The sequence below is a fragment of the Vibrio sp. 10N.247.310.23 genome, assembly GCF_041467155.1.
GTDB classification, from domain to species: Bacteria; Pseudomonadota; Gammaproteobacteria; order Enterobacterales; family Vibrionaceae; genus Vibrio; species Vibrio crassostreae_C.
Window position 1 is genome coordinate 205,375 of the sequence record NZ_JBFSTZ010000001.1, and the last position, 18,362, is coordinate 223,736.

Sequence of the window (18,362 nt, forward strand, 5' to 3'; positions counted from 1 at the left end):
ATACGTGAGAGTGGAAGGAATAAATGTGCAACAAAAAGGGACACACTTTTCAGTATGTCCCTTTCCTTTGTTTAGCAAGATTCGAGTTTTACGTTAAATAGCCAATGGCATTTCGTTTGAGTGGTCAGGTTTACGATTAACCCAACGTAAACCAAGCATAGCGATGAATGACATAGCAATCATCAGGCAACCGAGTGGCAGTTGGTCTTGAGCTGGGAAGAACGATGCCAATAGTGTTGCGATGCCAGCACCTAGGTTTTGCATACCACCTAAAATCGCACCTCCAGTACCAGCGTGGTACGGGAATGGCGAAAGTGCCCCTGTTGTTGCTGCTGGGAATAATATGCCAGCGCCCAAGAAGTAAATTGTGGCACCGCCAATCAAAGTTAATGCTGTTGTTTGACCAAACAGACCCGGTATCAATACCACTGTTGAGCCTACCAATATCGCAACCAGACCAACATTCAATGCACGGCGCTCAGAGCGACGTTGTGCGATGTAACTAGATAAGCCTGCACCGACTAAGTAACCTGGAATAGGCAAGACAAACAGCAAGCTTACTGTGGTTGCCGGTAAGCCAAGTACGCCACCAAGCAACACACCTGCCGCTGCTTCAAATACGGCTACACCAGCAAAGGTTGCGACTAATACCAATAAGAAACCTTGGAAACGTTTATCAGACAGAACGAACTTGTAGCTGTTGGCAACCGATTCATGCTTGCGTCGTTCTTTCGGCAGTGTTTCCATCATGCTCGTCATCATAGTGATCACAACAGCAATACCAAACAGCGCAAGGAATAAGTAGCTAGAACGCCAGCCGAAAACTTCTGTTAGGTAACCACCCAGTACAGGAGCCATCAATGGTGAGAAAATCACACACATGCTAATCAAGCTGTTTGCACGGTGCAGCTCTGCGCCTTCAAAACAGTCGCGAGTCAATGTACGAGACATCGCACCACCACAACCGATGCCCAAACCTTGGATAAAGCTGCCCGCTAAGAACCATTCATATTCGTGAGCGAACAATGCTACCAAAGTACCGATGATGTAGATGATCAAACCAATCACGATGATCGGTTTACGACCTAGGCGATCTGAAAGTGGGCCGTAAACAAATTGCGACAGACCATAAGGGATCAAGTAACACGCCATCACTGCCTGCAGTGAAGATGCCGAAACTAAGAACTCACCTGCCATATGACCGATAGAAGGCACGTACATCGTTTGAGTCATTTGACCTACGGCAGTCAGAATAGCGATTAAAAAGGTAAGTTTCGCTAATGGAAACGAGGCGGACATTTGCGTATCTCTCCAAAAATTAAGACGTAAAAAGCCTTAGCGCTCCATTAAAGGAGAGCCAAATGAATAAAGTGTTCAGGGAATCTAGGCGCGAGATATTAGATCTTGATTGCGGGCTTAGCAATCAAAAAGTGTGAAGTTGAGCAAGATAAAAATCTATAACTTGGATTACAAAAACTAATCCGAAGTTACTGCATTTTAAAGAGGGAGAGGGTGGAGTGGGCTTCCTTTAAATATCGATGTTCTGGCTATGTCCAAAGCGCTAAAACCTAAGCAACACAGCTAATGATTATATGAGTACATCATTTGAAATCACAGAAAAAAGGAAGAAAACACGCTCTATTAACATTTGTATAAACTTTCGTTTTATATGTAAGCAATTTGTGCTGTAATTATCCGCTAAGCTATTCGTCTAACTCATTTACATTGTGTACAGCAATTCGTTGTCGATGTGATAGTTATGGTTATGGAAGTCTTTTGGCTTAAATAAGGATATTAAATGCGCTCTCTATCGGTACAGTGGAAAATAACCCTCTTAGCAGGTTGTTGTTTAATCATTACGTCACTGTCTCTTATTGGTTTCTCGATCTACAACGCGACGAGCAATCAACAAGTCATCAAATCTCAAAGTTCAGAATCAGTTATCAATAAAACTCAGCAGTTGCTGGCGTCTGTTTCTCAGCTAAACGCTCAAGAAACTCAACGTTATGTAGACGAAGCTATTTACCGCGCAGAGATGCTTGCGGCCAGTGCTCAGTTTCTAAAAAACAATGCAGACGAAAACTTTACACCAAGTGAAGAGCTTCGTACCGCCTTGGATGAAATGGTTCGTCGCTCGGTTTTAAACTTCGACTCTATTCAAGGAGCGTATCTAGTTTTCAAGCCTGACTTGCTCGATAGTGAAGATGCGAATTATGTCGATGCTGATTATGTTGGTTCTAACGAAAAAGGTCGTTTTGCTCCTTACTGGAAGGTGGCAGATAACGGTGAAAATGTTCTAGCGAACGTTCTTTCAGAATCTATCTTGAATGATGACAGCAATAGCGAACGTTTTTACTGTCCTTTGTCTTCAGGGCAAACGTGTATTAGTACGCCGAGAGTCCTGAACAGCGGTGGTGTAGCACTACTTACGTCCTCTATTTCAGTCCCTATTTTGGTTGACGACGTTGCTATTGGTTTTCTTGGTATTGATCTAAGACTTGATGGTTTAACCAGTGTGATTACTCAATCTGACCAGAGCTTGTTTAACGGTGCGGGTAAAGCTTACGTGGTTAGTCTAGATGGTTCGGTCATCGCTTCTGATGATTCAAGCATTGCAGTCGGTTCAACTTTCCAAAGTGGCAATACAAACAGTGATTTAATGACCGACTTTATCTTTGGTGGTGAAGTGACAACGCAATGGAGCGAGAACGGTGAGTGGTTACTTGCCTTTGCACCTGTTGTTGCAGCTAACCAAACTTGGGGGGTGTTGTTTGAGATCCCAAGAGACAGTGTCGTCGCTGACGCAAATAAATTGGATTCCATCATTAGCACTAAGCTAAGTGAAGGCATCAAAACAGAAGTGATCGCCGGTACAGTGTTTATTATCTTTGGCTTAGCCATTATCGCATTTGCTTCCCTTTCAATTGTGAAGCCTATTCGACAAGTGGTTGAGCGACTTAATGATATTGCTTCTGGTGAAGGTGATTTGACCCAACGTTTGGAAGTGAAATCTCAAGACGAAATTGGTCAGCTATCCAAAGGGTTCAACTTATTCTTAGACAAGCTACAACACACGATCAAAGAAGTGATTCACACCACTGAGCAAGTGGCGAGCACGACAAGCCAGGCTAAAGCATCGGCATCAAGCACTCGAGAAAGCAGTGAATCTCAATTTAAAGAAGTGGATCTTGTGGCGACAGCGGCAGAAGAGATGACTCAAACTGCGGGCTTAGTGGTACAAAACGCAGAAGTGGCCGTTGATGCTGCTTGTGAAGCGAATCGTTCTGCTCAACAAGGGCAACAAGTCATCGAACTTTCAGCCGGTGAAATGAGAAAGCTGGTTGAGCGTATGTCGAGTGCTGTTCCTATTGTTGAAGAATTGGCAAAAAATAACGGAAACATCACCGAGATCTTAAGTGTGATTGAAGGGATCTCTGAGCAAACTAACTTACTGGCATTGAACGCGGCGATTGAAGCGGCTCGTGCTGGCGAACAAGGTCGAGGTTTTGCTGTTGTTGCGGATGAGGTAAGAAACCTCGCAAGTCGCACCCAGTCATCGGTTGGTGAGATCAGAGCGGTGATCGACAAGGTTCATGCTGGAACTCAAGATGTCGTTGAAGCAATACAAGAAGGCAATATCCTAGCTAACGATACAGCACTACACGTTCAGAAAGCAGTTGAAGATCTGGGGTCGATCTTTACTTCTATTGAGGCGATCAGTGATATGAACAGTCAGATCGTTCGAGCAGCCGAAGAGCAACAATCGGTTTCCGGTGAAGTAAATCAAAGCGTGGTTAATATTCGCGATTTGAGTGCGAAGATCTTGGAGCAAGCCGCGGCTTCTGAGCAAGTCGGCAATGAAATTGACCAACTGTCTCAACAACAACAGAAGTTGGTCAATCAGTTCAAGGTATAAGCATTAAGCCTTAACCAGTTCTTGAATAGAAAAAGGGACAAATGAAGATTTCATTTGTCCCTTTTTTAATTGTTTATTTAGAGGCTATGCAATAACCAGCGGTTGACGCTGCTTACTCTTCGATAAACCAGTAGCCTTTGTTGACCAATTCAGTCACGACAGTTATGCCCGAAGGAGATAGGGCAGTAGCCGAGGTAATCATGGTCTCATCGCAAAGTATGTTGAGTAACGAAGAATCCGCTTCATCCACCTTAACCACTTCGCCATTGATGTAAGCAGTGTTGCTTTCATTTTCGTGGTAGAGCGCCTTTAAGCCTGATACTCGGTGAATCTCACCTTCAGACTCTAAGTGTTGAGCGATCTCTTCTTGAGTCCATAGTGGCTCTGGAGCAACGATATCAAGCTGGTGGCGTGATTGGCTTAGCAGACAACCCATGAATTCACTGATGGTTTCAGGTTGCTCTAGTGCAGATTTCAACATGCCTGTGAGATTACTTAAATCCGATGAACGAATTTTTCCGTAGCCTTCTTGCATTTTGAATTCTGGATCGTGCAGGTGTACGTCACCCATATCATGAGCAAGCACAAAATCGGCAAAGTTGCTGATCAGTTCTTGTTCTTTAGGCGAGCGGTAGCCAATAGAGTAGCTCATTGACGGCTCTAACGTGCTCCCTTCATGTGGGAAACCTGGTGGGATATAAAGGATATCGCCCGGCTCTAAAGTTTCATCAATGATTGGGTCAAAACCTTCAATTTGACGAAGTGCAGACGCTTGAACAGTCTCTTTGTATTGGCCAACATCTTTAGCGCCAACCTTCCATTGACGTTTGCCTTGACCTTGAATGATGAAGACATCGTATTGATCAATATGTGGGCCTACGCCGCCTTCAGGTGCTGAGTAGCAGATCATGAGATCGTCGAATAACCAGTTTGGTAACGCTTGGAACGCCTCAGTCAGCTGATTTGCGCCTTGGTGCCAGTGGTTCGCTGCTTGAACGATCAGTTGCCAATGAGTTTCGGTTAATTCGCCAAACTTTTCTTCAGAGAATGGGCCGTGTTCTGCAGTCCACTGATTGTCGAGGTTAGAGACAAAGCGAGAATCCACTTCTTCTTCCATCGATAAACCAGCAAGTTCTTCCGGCGAAATTGGGTCGACGAAGTTTTGGAAGCCACCCTTTAAGATGGTTGGTTTTTTATGCCAGTAGTTTTCAAGAAACTCGGGCATAGAAAAGCTGAGTTGGTACATGTGAATCCTGTATATTTTTATGCTAGATGCTAGATGCTAGATGCTAGTTTGGCTTGTAAATCTTGCTGGACAATTTTGATTGCTTCTAACGCGACTTTTGGATCGATTTCGTTGCTTTCGAGCAGATAGATCAGGTCGACAGCTAACTTAACTTCTTCTGGTGCGTTATCCAGTGGTGATGGTGTGTTATCAGTGTTCATTTCGCTTAGGGTTCTCTAAGTTAATCAGTCTCTCAATATTTTTCATTGAGTCTTCACAGCGTTCTAATCGCTCTTTTGCTAACTGCCAAGCCTCTTCCGCTTTTTTCTTACTGTGGCGAGGCGCAGAATCAAACGTTAACTTTCGTACTCGTACTAAATCGACCAATCGCTTTTGCCAGTCTTGGTGCTGGGCGAGTTCGTTGTATAGGTCGTTCAGGGTTTTCCCTGACTTGCTTTTTCGGTCCAAGCGTAAATCGTGGTTGGCTAACTCTCTTTGGATTGCTGCAATCTGATTGGTCAGCTTTTCTGTCAGGTAGTTGGCTCTGGACGCGGTCAGTTGATTTGAGGTTTGTTCACGTACAATGGTGCGGTACGTTGCCTGAGTTTCAAGTGCATAGGGAAGCAAAACAGAGGCGCCGCATTTAAATAAGGCTCGGTCAAACAAGGCTTGATGATAAGCCCCTCGAGATTTGTCAACCTGCGAGCAATGGCCAATCAAGGTATCAATAACACTTTTTAGCTTTGAAAATTGATTCATTTCACTTCCCGTTGGCTACTGCCTATAAGTTCACAAACCAAGCTTCGTATGCCAGTTTAATTGCAAGTACGCTTACAACTGTAACAAACACAGGTCTTATAAATGTTGCACCGAACCGAATAGCAGAGTGAGCGCCAACAAATGCACCGGCCATCAAACAAAGGCCCATGGTTAAACCTAGAACCCAATCAATATGACCAAGAATCGCGAAGGTCACCAAAGAGGTAAAGTTACTGGTAAAGTTCATGGCTTTGGATAGACCAGAGGCAAGTAAGATGTTTAAGCGATAAAGCGCCATAGAGCTTACCGTCCAAAACGCGCCAGTTCCTGGGCCAGCAACCCCATCATAAAAGCCAAGAATGAATCCTTGGTACTTTTGTTTTCTCTTAAGCACAGGGCATGGCTTAGGAGACACATTATGGCTCACATCTGGAGTCTTATGAAAAATGGTATAGACCGCTGCGGCAAGAATGACTAACGGCAATACCTTCTCTAACCACTCGGTGCTAATGGCATCAACAGTGAGTGTGCCGATGGTCGCACCTATTAAAGTAGATATGAATGCATTGACCCAACACTCAGGCTTGAACAGCTTTTTACGGTAGTAAGTGAATGCAGCTGTAGATGAAGCGAAGGTTGCTGCAAGCTTGTTAGTACCCAATGCGATGTGTGGCGGTAAACCAAGCGATAGCAAAGCTGGAACGGTTAACATCCCTCCGCCACCTGCGACAGCATCAATAAAGCCTGCTGCAAATGCAACCAGAGCAAGTATGACCAACATGGTTGGCTCAATCATTTCCATAAATAGCTAGTGTTCTCGTTATCGGCTGATAGGGCAGCCACATGAAAAACCGATGGATTAGTCATGTTGGGTTGTGAATGCAAGGGCCTAGCGATGAAGGCCCATAACTACCTCAAGGGCAGGGGATATTAGTATTTTATTGTTCTTTTAAAAGGCGGTAGTGAATCGAGTAGGGACTTTCCGTATCGCTTCGTTACTATGCGTCTATCAAGGATCGTGACTTTACCAGAATCTCTTTCCTTACGCAGTAGTCTACCCACAGATTGAATAAGCTTTTTACTCGCATCTGGAACAGTAATCTGCATAAAAGGGTTGCCACCGCGTGATTCAATATATTCTGAATGTGCTTGCTCTACAGGAGAGGTAGGAACACCAAAAGGAATCTTGGTAATCACGAGGTTTTCAAGAAGCTCACCCGGTAGATCAAGACCTTCAGAAAAGCTGCCAGTTCCAAAAAGAACGCTGGTTTTACCTTGGTCTATTAGCTTTTTATGTTTTTTTAGGATTTCAGTTCGTGAAGTATCACCTTGAACCTGCAATGCCCACGATTTTTTAACGAAATCTGTTGCTAAAGCCTCTGCAACTTTGTTCATTTGCCAGTAAGAAGAGAATAGAACGAGATTGGCTTTTTTGTCTTCTATTACCTTAGGCAAAATTTCAATAAGATATTCGGTAAACTGAGGTGCTTGTGGTTCGTACTTCATTGCTGGAACGATAAGCTCAGCCTGATTCTGGTAATCAAACGGTGATGCCAAAGCCAAAAATTGTACTCCATCTTCTGCTTTTTGGCTGATACCTGCTTGATGACAGAAAAAGCTGAAAGAGTTGAGCGCCCTCATGGTCGCAGATACTAATAAGGCACCCACACAGCGGCTCCAGATTTGTTGATCCAGTTGCCAACCTACCTCTAGTGGCGAAACATTCACAACGAAATCGCCTTCGCTTTCTTTATTCAGTTCGAGCCAACGAGCCAAAGGAGCACCTTTTTCTCTCTTCGGTTCAGCCATTAAGCGCCAAACTTGAGCAAGGTTTTCTGTTCTTTGTATATAGAAGCCAATTTCTGCCAACGCAGGCTCTGCAAGTTTTGCTGAAAGCTCCCCATCTTTAACTCGTTCTGCTATCAGGTCTGCAATCTTCGCAACAGCTTGGCTCGCCTTTTGTGTGAGTTGCTTAAGATCTTTAGATTCATTCTCTAGCCACTCAGGTAAGTCGCCATGTTCGAAGCGATACAAGCCGTCTTCAAAGTGGTTAGCGTCAAACTGTTTACTCATTTGAGTCAGGGTAGGGATCAGCTGTTGCACTGAGTCTTGCAGTTCATTTCGAAACCGGTGGACACGTTTCTCGTCAGCGAGGCCTGAAAGCTTAGTGATGGATTGGTTCAAACGCTCCAACCATGACGCCGCGCCTTTTAAGCTCGCAGCCGCAGAAGAGTGATCTCTGGCTACATGCGGTAAATGGTGAGCTTCATCGAATATATAGATGCTATTTTCTGGCTCAGGCAGTATCACACCGCCTCCTAGGTCTGCATCCGCCATCACCAAGCTGTGATTGGCAATTATCACGTCTGCTTTATCTAGCTCTGAGCGCGCTTTTTGGAAAGGGCAGTCTCTATGAGTAGGCATACTGTTATTACAGCTGTGCTTATCGCTGACAATCATCTGCCAAATCATGTTGTCGATGGGTTTTGGCCACGAATCACGGTCACCATCCCATTTACCTTGGGTTAGGCTACGATACATGGTTTGAAGTTGGTCGATATCCTTCTTCTTTGGCTTAGATTCGAACATGGCCATTTGTCCGCCATCAACCCCGCAGGCAGCGGCTAGCTTTTCGGAACAACAATAACGCTGTCTGCCCTTCGTTAATATGAAAGAAAACTCTCGATCAGTCAGTCTTCTATATAGAGGGAGATCTTTATTGACGAGCTGTTCTTGTAGCGCAACCGTCGCCGTTGATATGACTATTTTTCGGTTATTGAGCACAGCGACAGGAATAGTTGCCATTAAATAAGCCAGTGATTTCCCGATCCCGGTTCCCGCTTCTGCAACAATCATGCGATTACTTTTGTGGTATTGACCACAAAGTGTCTTCGCTATTTCTGCAACAAGGTAATTTTGAGCACGTCTAGGTACAAAGTTGTCCAACTGATCTTGGAGGTTTTGATAACTGGTGCGAATAGATTTTTGAATTTTAGTAGTTAGCATACTGTGACCTACGTAACGGAGCGAGGATAGTAGCACATATCACTAGTCGGTACATTTACGGTGAAATAGCTTGCTTTTGAATCAAAGGTAGATCTTGTTCACAAAAAAAAACTGAACCATCAGGAACTTAACTATTTTATTTATGTTGCGAAATATAAATATTAAAAAAGACTTGCTTGTAGGTGTTAAATCCTGAGATGTGGCGTTTTTACAAGTTGTTTGTGGTGTTAAATGCTGTTTTGTTCTTTTTTTGGATTATTATATTTCCTGATAAAACTAAGGATAAGCTGCTCGTAAAACTATGAAAAAAAATGTAAGTGGTTGATTTTGATTGCTTTGTGTTTTTTTTAGGTTTGTTTTTAGTTTATTTGACACGCAGGATAATCTTTTGCAATCTAGACCTCGAAATTTAGTGACGGTGATTAACCAACAAAGAGTGGTAATGACCAGTCATAAAAATAAAAGGGAACCGGGCAAGGATCTCCCATTCTTAGAAAAGGCAGTGGATTTATTATGAAAAAGACTCTATTAGCACTTGCAGTTGTTGCAGCAGCAGGCTCAGTAAACGCAGCGGAAATTTATAAATCAGAAGACGGCGCAGTAGACTTTTACGGTCAACTACGTACAGAGCTTAAGTTCCTAGACGGGCAAGATGCCAAATTAGGTTCAGGTTCTTCGCGTGCTGGTGTTGACGCTCAATATAATGTATCTGATGATCTTAAAGTTCTTGGTAAAGTAGAATTTGCATTGAAAGACAGTGGCGACATGTATGTACGTAACCACATTTTTGGCTTTAGCAGCGATCAAGCGGGAACAATCAAATTTGGTAAGCAATGGACTACATCAGATGATGTATACGGCGCTGATTACTCATACTTCTTTGGTGGTTCTGCACTGCTTTACTCTGCTTTGAACAGTGCTCTTCATGACTCACAAGTAAAGTACTCTTACGATTCTGACAACTTCTGGGTAAAAGCAGGATACGGATTAGCAGAAGATGATTCTAATCAAGAGCTAGCTGAACTTTACGTTGGTTTTTCTGTTGGTGACGTAAATATCCACGTTGGTGGTGGTCAAACAACTGATGATGTAGCTGGTTCTGGTTTTACAGGCCTTGAGAACACATACTACGAAGGTACTGTTGAGTACTCTAAAGATGTTCTAACAGTTGGTGCAACTGTTGCGGCATCTTCTGTTGAATCTGCTATTGATAAAGCAGACCAAACAGGTTTCTCAGTAGCTGCTACGTATGGCGTTGCTGATAAAACAACAGTATATGGTGGTTATGAGTTCGTGTCTCAAGATCACGATTTATTAGAAGATAGCAACGTTGTTTACGTTGGTGCTGAATACAAGTACGCTAGCTGGGCACGTGTCTATGCTGAGTATGGTTATGCAGACGGTAGTACTCTAGGTTTCACCGCTCAAGGTAGTGATATGGTTGTAGCGCCTCAGACTGTTGAGGGCGAAAACAATTTCGGTATCGGTGCTCGTGTTTACTGGTAATTTGATATATTGTTAGAAAAAGCCCAACATAGAGTTGGGCTTTTTTTTGCCTATTTTTTATAAGGATGGATACAATAATGCAAAGTTTCAAATATTCTTTTTTGGGGCTGTTAGTTGCTTCTACAGTAGTTGATGCCGAAGTAATATTGGATGTCCCTGAAAATGTAAATTTACTTTCAGTAAACATGAGTGTTCCTGACTTTGAACAAGGGTTGTTTTCTGCAGATAAGACAGTGCTTTTACCTGACGGTGAAAACCAAATCGTTTTTCAATATGAACCAGTATTTGATGAAAGAGATAATCAAAGGAAAGTCTACAGTTCTGTTATTATCGCTAAATTTGAGGCAAAAAACGAAGAACTTACCTTATCTATGCCTGAGTTTAAAAACTTGCGTTCTGCTCAAGAAAACATTGGAAACTTGAATTGGGAAATTAAAAACAAGCAAGGACAAGCCTTAATCAAAAATGAAGACATTTTAGCTAGTGACGGAGTTCAACTAAATAGAAGTTATTCTGAAGAAGCTACAGAATATAATAAAGTTGGTGGTGCTGCTGCTGTAACCATGAGTTATTTAGTTGTAGAAAACCAAGTTCGTCCTGCAGTTAAGGTTAATGCTACAAGTTTAGAAGAAAACACGCTAGTAAACGCTGAAGGTTTAACGGCTAACACATCAGCTCAGGTTGTAGATAAATCGGAGTCTTTGAAACAACTTAAAGCTTTGTATCTGAGCACTTCAAAAGAAGACCGTAAAGTATTCCGTAAATGGATGATTGACCAAGAGTAATCAATCTTCACGTACAAAAAAGCGAGACGTAAATCTCGCTTTAATATATTGCTATGAGTTAAATCTCTTTCCACTCACCAGGCTGCAGCTGCCCCACATTCATATTACCCATTGAGTAACGGATAAGACGCAGGGTAGGGAAGCCGATATTGGCTGTCATTCGTCTTACCTGACGGTTACGTCCTTCAATGATTGTAATAGCCAACCATGTTGTCGGTATCGCGGCTCTGAAGCGTACTGGAGGGGTTCTATCCCACACAACAGGTTCAGACATCACCTCAACCTGAGCGGGCAGTGTCATGCCGTCTTTTAGTTCGACACCTTTTCTCAATTTATCTAAATCTTCCTCAGAAGGTACGCCTTCAACCTGTACCCAGTAAGTCTTTGGGGATTTTGAGTTTGGTTGAGTTAGCTTAGCTTGAAAAATACCATCGTTGGTCAAGACCATTAACCCTTCGCTGTCGCGGTCAAGGCGACCTGCAGCATAAACGTCTTTCACTGGAATAAAGTCCGCTAGCGTTTTTCTCCCTTCGCCATCTGTAAATTGGCTTAGAGTATCGAAAGGCTTGTTGAACAGAATTACTTTGCGATCTTCGAGCGCAACCTTAGGTTTTGCATTGGTAGGCTTGCCTTTATATCGGTGCTTGCTTGAGTGAGATTTGTTGTGCGAATTGCCAGTGTTATTCTTATCACTGCTTCGGCTTTGTCTATTACCGCTTTGTTTTAATGTTGCACCAGAACGAGCCGGTTTGTCTGAACGAGATGCGCTGCGTGAGCGAGTAGACATGTTAACTACCTTGCAAAAATGTAAACGAAGTGTGCTGAAAAGTTTTCACTGAAACGGAATTGAGCTATCATTTGCGCGCCTAAAAGACACAAAATAGAACAAGTTGATGGACTCTTAAGCCTGATTTGTTTAATTATACCTTCGTGTTTTATTATAACAACGCACTCACGGATTTGGTTCATGCTGTCATCAAGATTGTATGAAAAATAAGATAGAGTACGACTATCGAGTAAGCAGTTTTCACTCTTAGAGTGGCTTACTGGTCAATTTATAACACGCTCACTACTTTAAATGAGCTTGTAAGAACTATAGGGAAATTTCATGCCTACTGAAAAACCAACGATCATCTATACCATTACAGACGAAGCTCCGGCGCTAGCAACATACTCTCTGCTGCCTATCATTCAATCTTTTACAGCTTCTTCTGGTATTAACGTTGATACTCGCGACATTTCACTTGCAGGGCGTATTATTGCCAACTTCCCTGACTATTTGAACGAAGAGCAACGTATTGGTGATGCATTAGCAGAACTAGGTGAATTGGCTAAGACACCAGAAGCAAACATTATCAAGCTTCCAAACATCTCTGCATCTGTACCTCAGCTTCAAGCAACAATCAAAGAGCTACAGTCAAAAGGTTACGCACTTCCTAATTACCCAGAAGAAGCAAACACTGACGAAGAGAAAGCAGTAAAAGCGACTTACGACAAAATCAAAGGCAGTGCAGTAAATCCAGTATTGCGTGAAGGTAACTCGGATCGCCGCGCTCCACTTTCTGTTAAAAACTACGCGAAGAAGAACCCACACTCAATGGGTGCTTGGTCTGCAGATTCTAAGTCGCACGTTTCAAGTATGGACGACAAAGACTTCTTCGGTAGCGAAAAGTCAGTAACCATTGAAGGTGCTACAGAAGTTAGCATTGAATTCGTTGGCAAAGATGGTGCGAAGAAAACATTGAAGCCAGCTTTTGCACTGCAAGATAAAGAGATCATTGATGCGTCAGTGATGAATAAGGCCGCTTTGGTTGCATTCTTCGAAAAAGAAATCGCATCGGCTAAAGAGCAAGGTGTACTGCTTTCTCTTCACTTGAAAGCGACGATGATGAAAGTATCTGACCCAGTGATCTTTGGTCACGCGGTTAAGGTTTACTACAAAGACGTATTTGCTAAACACGGTCAGCTGTTTGAAGAGCTAGGCGTTGATGTAAATAACGGCATCGGTGATGTCTACGCGAAGATTGATGCGCTTCCTCAAGAGCAGAAAGAAGCAATCGAAGCTGACCTGCAAGCGGTATACGAGACTCAGCCACCACTAGCGATGGTTGATTCGGACCGTGGCATTACTAACCTACACGTACCAAGCGATATCATTGTGGATGCATCTATGCCTGCAATGCTGCGTTCTTCTGGTCAAATGTGGGATCCAGAAGGTAAGCAAAAAGATACCAAAGCAATGATCCCAGATCGTAGCTACGCGAGCATTTACCAAGCGGTTATTGATTTCTGTAAAGAGAACGGCGCGTTCGATCCAACAACGATGGGTAGCGTACCAAACGTTGGCTTGATGGCTCAAAAAGCGGAAGAGTACGGTTCTCATGATAAGACTTTCATCCTTGAAGCTGCTGGTCAGGTTCAAGTTGTTGACGCTTCAGGCGCTGTGCTTCTTGAGCAAGACGTAGAGGAAGGCGATATCTTCCGTATGTGTCAGGTTAAAGATGCACCAATCCAAGACTGGGTTAAGCTTGCGGTAACGCGTGCTCGTGCATCGGGTGTTCCAGCGGTATTTTGGCTAGATGCGTCACGCGCACATGATGCTCAGCTTATCAAGAAAGTTGAAGCATACCTTCCTGAATACGATACCGATGGTCTTGAAATTAAGATCCTTGCTCCACTTGAAGCGACTCAATACTCACTGGTTCGTATCAAAGAAGGCCTAGATACTATTTCGGTTACTGGTAACGTATTACGTGATTACCTAACTGACTTGTTCCCGATTTTAGAGCTTGGTACATCAGCTAAGATGCTATCGATTGTTCCACTAATGAACGGTGGTGGTCTGTTTGAAACAGGTGCTGGCGGCTCTGCTCCTAAACATGTTCAACAAGTAGAGAAAGAAAACCACCTGCGTTGGGATTCTCTAGGTGAATTCTTGGCACTAGCGGCATCTCTAGAGCACCTGAGCGTAGTAACAGGTAACGCTAAAGCACAAGTTCTAGCTGATGCGCTTGATAAAGCGACGGGTGAGTTCCTTGATAACAACAAGTCTCCTTCACGTCGAGTAGGTGAGCTTGATAACCGTGGTAGCCACTACTATCTAGCGGCATACTGGGCTAAGGCGCTTGCTGAGCAAACGGCTGACGCTGATCTTGCTGCTGAGTTTGCAGGTGTGGCAAGTCAACTGGCTGAAAGTGAAGAAGCGATCGTTGCAGAGCTGAACAACGCTCAAGGTGTGGCTGGCGACTTAGGTGGTTACTACCTACTTGACGATGCATTGGTTTCAACACTAATGCGCCCAAGCTCAACGCTAAACGCGTTTATTGATGCATAGTGATTGGACTCATCGTTAGTCACTCATGAACGTGATTTGCTAACGAGTTGCTTAGGCTGATAGCTAAGTTATAGATAAAGTCAAAACGAAAGACGCTTTAACGATAATGTTAAAGCGTCTTTTTTCTGTCTAATACTTCTTAAGACCTAGCTTAAGGGGAGTAGCTCTTCGAGCTCATTGTCCAGTGAGCAACTTTAGAGCCCCCAAAACGAAAAAAACCGCTCACGTAATCCTGTGTTACAGGTATTAAATGAGCGGTTTCAATATTCTGTTTACCTGTCACCGTTAATGACGACTGATGGAGGTTAACATGAGTTTGCATTCGCCTATTTTGCGGCGCTGCCTTCTACAGGAACAACGGAGCTAGCATGCGAGCCTTTAGGTCCACTTTCTACTTCATAGTCGACCTGCTGACCAGCCTTTAAGGTTCGATAACCTTCCATTTGTATTGTGGAGTAGTGCGCGAAAATATCGCCGTCTTCACCTTCTGGACAAATAAAGCCAAACCCTTTGGCATTGTTAAACCATTTTACTGTACCTGTAGCCATGCTATACATCCCTCATGCATTTTGTTACTAACGTTGTTATATCAATTGTTGTAAGTGCGATTGATATCATTCCTACCAGCTAAAGAATTTCAGCTAATAGCTTGAATCTCGTACATTGCTTACGGAAATTAACGCTACCCTGCGTAATTATTCCTTATTGTTAATTTTTGAAGCGTGTTACTGATTTTAATTCATGTTGCAAAAGTGTATTAAAAAACCTTTTAGCTCCAATGTAGCTAATGATTGAGCACAGTCAATAGTAAATTGGTATAAAAGTGATCAATTTTAATAACAAATCACATTCGAGATTAACCGCAAACTATTAACCAAATAGTAACTTAGCGGTAATCTTATCGTTAGTATCAATAGTTATGGCGTCTTTTTAATCAATCACATATGTTAATCTTGTTAATCGAGATCTTTTATTTGCAGCGATGGAAATGGTGGATTAGGCTCAGTATAGAGGAATATTTTTTGGTACTGTTTCTAGGTGCAGTTTCTTAGTACACGGTAAAGCGTGAATGTGGTAAATTTGAGTTAGGTAAACACTCACGACTTCCGAAAAATAACCCTTAGCAAAGCGATATGAGCAGAAACTTTGAATGGGCATCTCCAGGCTCAGATTTACTGGAGAAAGAAGCAACAAAAGTAAAGCCACCGGCGATGTATAACGTTGTGTTGAATAACGATGACTACACGCCCATGGACTTTGTAATCGAGATCCTAGAGCGATTCTTCTCACTAGATATCGAAAAAGCAACGGAAGTGATGCTCAAGGTTCATTATGAAGGTAAAGCTATATGCGGCACATACAGTGCTGAAATAGCGGAAACAAAGGTAGCGCAGGTCACGATGTACTCAAAGGAAAATGAGCATCCGCTACTATGTACAATGGAGCAAGTATAAATTGCTCGAACAACACTGTTGTTCCCTTAGGAGGTACTTATGCTAAATAAAGAATTAGAGACGAGTTTAAATGGCGCATTTGCTCGTGCGCGAGACAAGCGACATGAATTCATGACTGTCGAACACCTCCTACTAGCATTATTAGAAAATGATGCGGCCAAGGAAGCGCTCCAAGCTTGTCAGGCTGATCTCGATGCTCTTCGCAATGAGCTCGATATTTTTATCGATCAAACGACCCCACTTATCCCTGAAAGCGACGAAACTCGCGAAACTCAGCCTACGTTGAGCTTCCAACGAGTACTTCAACGCGCTGTTTTTCATGTTCAATCTTCAGGTCGCAGCGAAGTAACAGGTGCTAACGTACTTGTGGCTATTTTTAGTGAGCAAGAATCTCACGCGGCATATCTTCTTAAGAAAAACGACATTAGTCGCTTAGATATTGTTAACTTCATCTCACACGGTATTACCAAAGCGAGCAACGAAGGCGACAGTCCTTCATCATCCGATTCATTTGGTGGTGCAGAAAATGCTGAAGAAGCTAACTCTGAAGACCGTTTAGAAAATTTTGCTACTAACCTTAACGAAGTCGCAAAGCAGGGCAATATTGACCCACTAATCGGTCGTGACAAAGAGCTAGAACGCACTATCCAAGTTCTGTGTCGTCGTCGTAAGAACAACCCTCTGTTAGTGGGTGAAGCGGGGGTAGGTAAAACTGCCATCGCGGAAGGTCTTGCATGGCGCATCGTTGAAGGACAAGTGCCTGAAATCATTCAGAGCAGCGTAATTTATTCTCTAGATATCGGTTCACTGTTAGCCGGAACCAAATATCGTGGTGACTTTGAGAAACGTTTTAAAGCGATTCTTAAGCAACTGGAGAAAGAAGAAGACGCGATTCTGTTCATCGATGAGATCCACACCATTATCGGTGCCGGGGCTGCATCGGGTGGTCAGGTTGATGCGGCAAACTTAATTAAACCACTACTAAGCAGTGGCAAATTACGTTGCATCGGTTCAACAACGTACCAAGAGTACAGCAGTATTTTTGAGAAGGAGCGTGCTTTAGCTCGTCGCTTCCAGAAAATAGATATTATTGAACCATCGCTAGACGATACGACCAAGATCCTGATTGGCTTGAAGCCAAAATACGAAGCTCACCACGAAGTGCGCTACACCAACAAAGCGTTGCGTGCCGCTGTGGAACTGTCAGCTAAATACATTAATGAACGCCACCTTCCTGATAAGGCCATTGACGTAATCGATGAAGCGGGCGCTCGTAGTCGTTTGGCACCTGCAAGCCGTCGTAAGAAAACGGTAAGCGTGGCTGATATTGAGTCAATGGTTGCGAAAATGGCGCGTATTCCTGAAAAGTCAGTATCGTCTTCAGACAAAGATACACTCCAGAAACTGGATGAGCGCATGAAAATGTTGGTATTCGGACAAGACCCTGCAATCGATGTATTGAGTGAAGCAATTAAGCTGACCCGTGCTGGATTGGGTGCAGACAATAAACCTGTTGGTTCATTCTTGTTTGCTGGTCCTACTGGTGTCGGTAAAACAGAGGTGACTGTTCAGCTGTCTAAGTTGATGGGTATTGAGCTTCTGCGCTTTGATATGTCTGAGTACGGTGAGCGACACTCAGTGAGCCGCTTGATTGGTGCGCCTCCTGGTTATGTTGGTTACGACCAAGGTGGTTTGCTAACGGATGCCGTAATCAAGAACCCGCACTCTGTTGTGTTACTGGATGAAATCGAGAAAGCTCACCCAGATATCTTTAACTTGCTACTGCAGGTAATGGATAACGGCACGCTAACTGACAACAATGGTCGCAAAGCGGACTTCCGTAATGTGATTCTAGTGATGACGACCAACGCAGGTGTGGCTGAAACCGAGAAGAAATCGATCGGCCTGATCCAACAAGATCATGCGCCAGATGCGATGGGCGAAATCAAGAAGGTATTTACTCCTGAGTTCCGTAACCGTCTTGATAATATCATTTGGTTCAACAGCCTTGACCCAAGTGTGATTAGCCAAGTAGTTGATAAGTTCATTGTCGAGCTTCAGGTTCAACTGGACGCTCGTGGCGTGTCTTTAGAGGTTTCTGAGGATGCTCGTCACTGGTTAGCTGATAAAGGCTATGACAAGACCATGGGTGCTCGTCCAATGGGACGTGTTATTCAAGAGAAGCTTAAGAAACCACTTGCTAACGAGTTACTGTTCGGTAGCTTGGTTGATGGCGGTACGGTTAAAGTATCCCTGAAAAAAGACGAATTGGATTTCATCTATGTTGGTGCTAAAGAAGAGGTCATGCACTAACGAAGTGATTGATAAATCAAAGGCTTAAATATAAAACGCATGACTTAGGTTGTGCGTTTTTTTA

14 protein-coding genes are annotated in these 18,362 nt (G+C 43.4%); 6 read left to right on the forward strand and 8 right to left on the reverse strand.

Annotated elements, in window-relative coordinates; translation table 11 throughout:
• Positions 1-93: 93 nt before the first annotated feature.
• Positions 94-1,299: a multidrug efflux MFS transporter EmrD gene (gene emrD, locus AB6D93_RS00900; RefSeq protein ID WP_017065927.1), complete on the reverse strand. Its 1,206-nt coding sequence runs from the start codon at positions 1,297-1,299 to the stop codon at positions 94-96.
• Between the two features lie 499 nt (positions 1,300-1,798).
• On the opposite strand from emrD, the gene AB6D93_RS00905 reads away from it, so the two are divergent.
• The gene (locus AB6D93_RS00905; RefSeq protein WP_102332496.1) at positions 1,799-3,916 is read left to right on the forward strand and encodes a methyl-accepting chemotaxis protein; all 2,118 of its coding nucleotides are present in this window, start codon (positions 1,799-1,801) and stop codon (positions 3,914-3,916) included.
• Between the two features lie 112 nt (positions 3,917-4,028).
• Here AB6D93_RS00905 and AB6D93_RS00910 read toward each other — a convergent pair whose 3' ends face one another.
• From AB6D93_RS00910 to dinG, 5 genes are all read right to left on the reverse strand, one after another.
• Complete coding sequence (locus AB6D93_RS00910; RefSeq protein WP_102332495.1) at positions 4,029-5,162, reverse strand: cupin domain-containing protein; 1,134 nt, start codon at positions 5,160-5,162, stop codon at positions 4,029-4,031.
• A gap of 29 nt (positions 5,163-5,191) precedes the next feature.
• Positions 5,192-5,362: a pleiotropic regulatory protein RsmS gene (gene rsmS, locus AB6D93_RS00915; RefSeq protein ID WP_017055021.1), complete on the reverse strand. Its 171-nt coding sequence runs from the start codon at positions 5,360-5,362 to the stop codon at positions 5,192-5,194.
• Positions 5,352-5,900: a primosomal replication protein gene (locus tag AB6D93_RS00920; protein WP_017062115.1), complete on the reverse strand. Its 549-nt coding sequence runs from the start codon at positions 5,898-5,900 to the stop codon at positions 5,352-5,354. The genes rsmS and AB6D93_RS00920 overlap by 11 nt, the downstream gene beginning before the upstream one ends.
• A gap of 22 nt (positions 5,901-5,922) precedes the next feature.
• Positions 5,923-6,702: a TSUP family transporter gene (locus tag AB6D93_RS00925; protein ID WP_017062114.1), complete on the reverse strand. Its 780-nt coding sequence runs from the start codon at positions 6,700-6,702 to the stop codon at positions 5,923-5,925.
• 128 nt (positions 6,703-6,830) lie between these two features.
• Positions 6,831-8,906: an ATP-dependent DNA helicase DinG gene (dinG, locus tag AB6D93_RS00930; RefSeq protein WP_102332494.1), complete on the reverse strand. Its 2,076-nt coding sequence runs from the start codon at positions 8,904-8,906 to the stop codon at positions 6,831-6,833.
• A 513-nt stretch (positions 8,907-9,419) separates the two neighbouring features.
• On the opposite strand from dinG, the gene AB6D93_RS00935 reads away from it, so the two are divergent.
• On the forward strand, positions 9,420-10,412 hold the full coding sequence (locus tag AB6D93_RS00935; RefSeq protein WP_102332493.1) for a porin: 993 nt from the start codon (positions 9,420-9,422) through the stop codon (positions 10,410-10,412).
• Positions 10,413-10,489: 77 nt separating this feature from the next.
• A complete protein-coding gene (locus AB6D93_RS00940; protein WP_017062111.1) occupies positions 10,490-11,197 on the forward strand; it encodes a DUF2057 family protein in 708 nt (235 codons plus the stop codon).
• A 58-nt stretch (positions 11,198-11,255) separates the two neighbouring features.
• Here the strand turns inward: AB6D93_RS00940 and AB6D93_RS00945 are convergent, their stop codons facing one another.
• Complete coding sequence (locus tag AB6D93_RS00945) at positions 11,256-11,984, reverse strand: pseudouridine synthase (RefSeq protein ID WP_102332492.1); 729 nt, start codon at positions 11,982-11,984, stop codon at positions 11,256-11,258.
• 321 nt (positions 11,985-12,305) lie between these two features.
• Here AB6D93_RS00945 and AB6D93_RS00950 point away from each other — a divergent pair, with 321 nt between their 5' ends.
• Complete coding sequence (locus tag AB6D93_RS00950) at positions 12,306-14,531, forward strand: NADP-dependent isocitrate dehydrogenase (RefSeq protein ID WP_017067848.1); 2,226 nt, start codon at positions 12,306-12,308, stop codon at positions 14,529-14,531.
• Between the two features lie 326 nt (positions 14,532-14,857).
• Here the strand turns inward: AB6D93_RS00950 and cspD are convergent, their stop codons facing one another.
• Positions 14,858-15,079, reverse strand: coding sequence for a cold shock domain-containing protein CspD (gene cspD / locus AB6D93_RS00955; protein ID WP_004736548.1), 222 nt, complete (start codon positions 15,077-15,079; stop codon positions 14,858-14,860).
• Positions 15,080-15,664: 585 nt separating this feature from the next.
• On the opposite strand from cspD, the gene clpS reads away from it, so the two are divergent.
• Positions 15,665-15,985, forward strand: a complete 321-nt coding sequence (gene clpS / locus AB6D93_RS00960; RefSeq protein WP_004737430.1) for an ATP-dependent Clp protease adapter ClpS — start codon at positions 15,665-15,667, stop codon at positions 15,983-15,985.
• Between the two features lie 39 nt (positions 15,986-16,024).
• Positions 16,025-18,298: an ATP-dependent Clp protease ATP-binding subunit ClpA gene (clpA, locus tag AB6D93_RS00965; RefSeq protein WP_017062108.1), complete on the forward strand. Its 2,274-nt coding sequence runs from the start codon at positions 16,025-16,027 to the stop codon at positions 18,296-18,298.
• Positions 18,299-18,362: the final 64 nt, after the last annotated feature.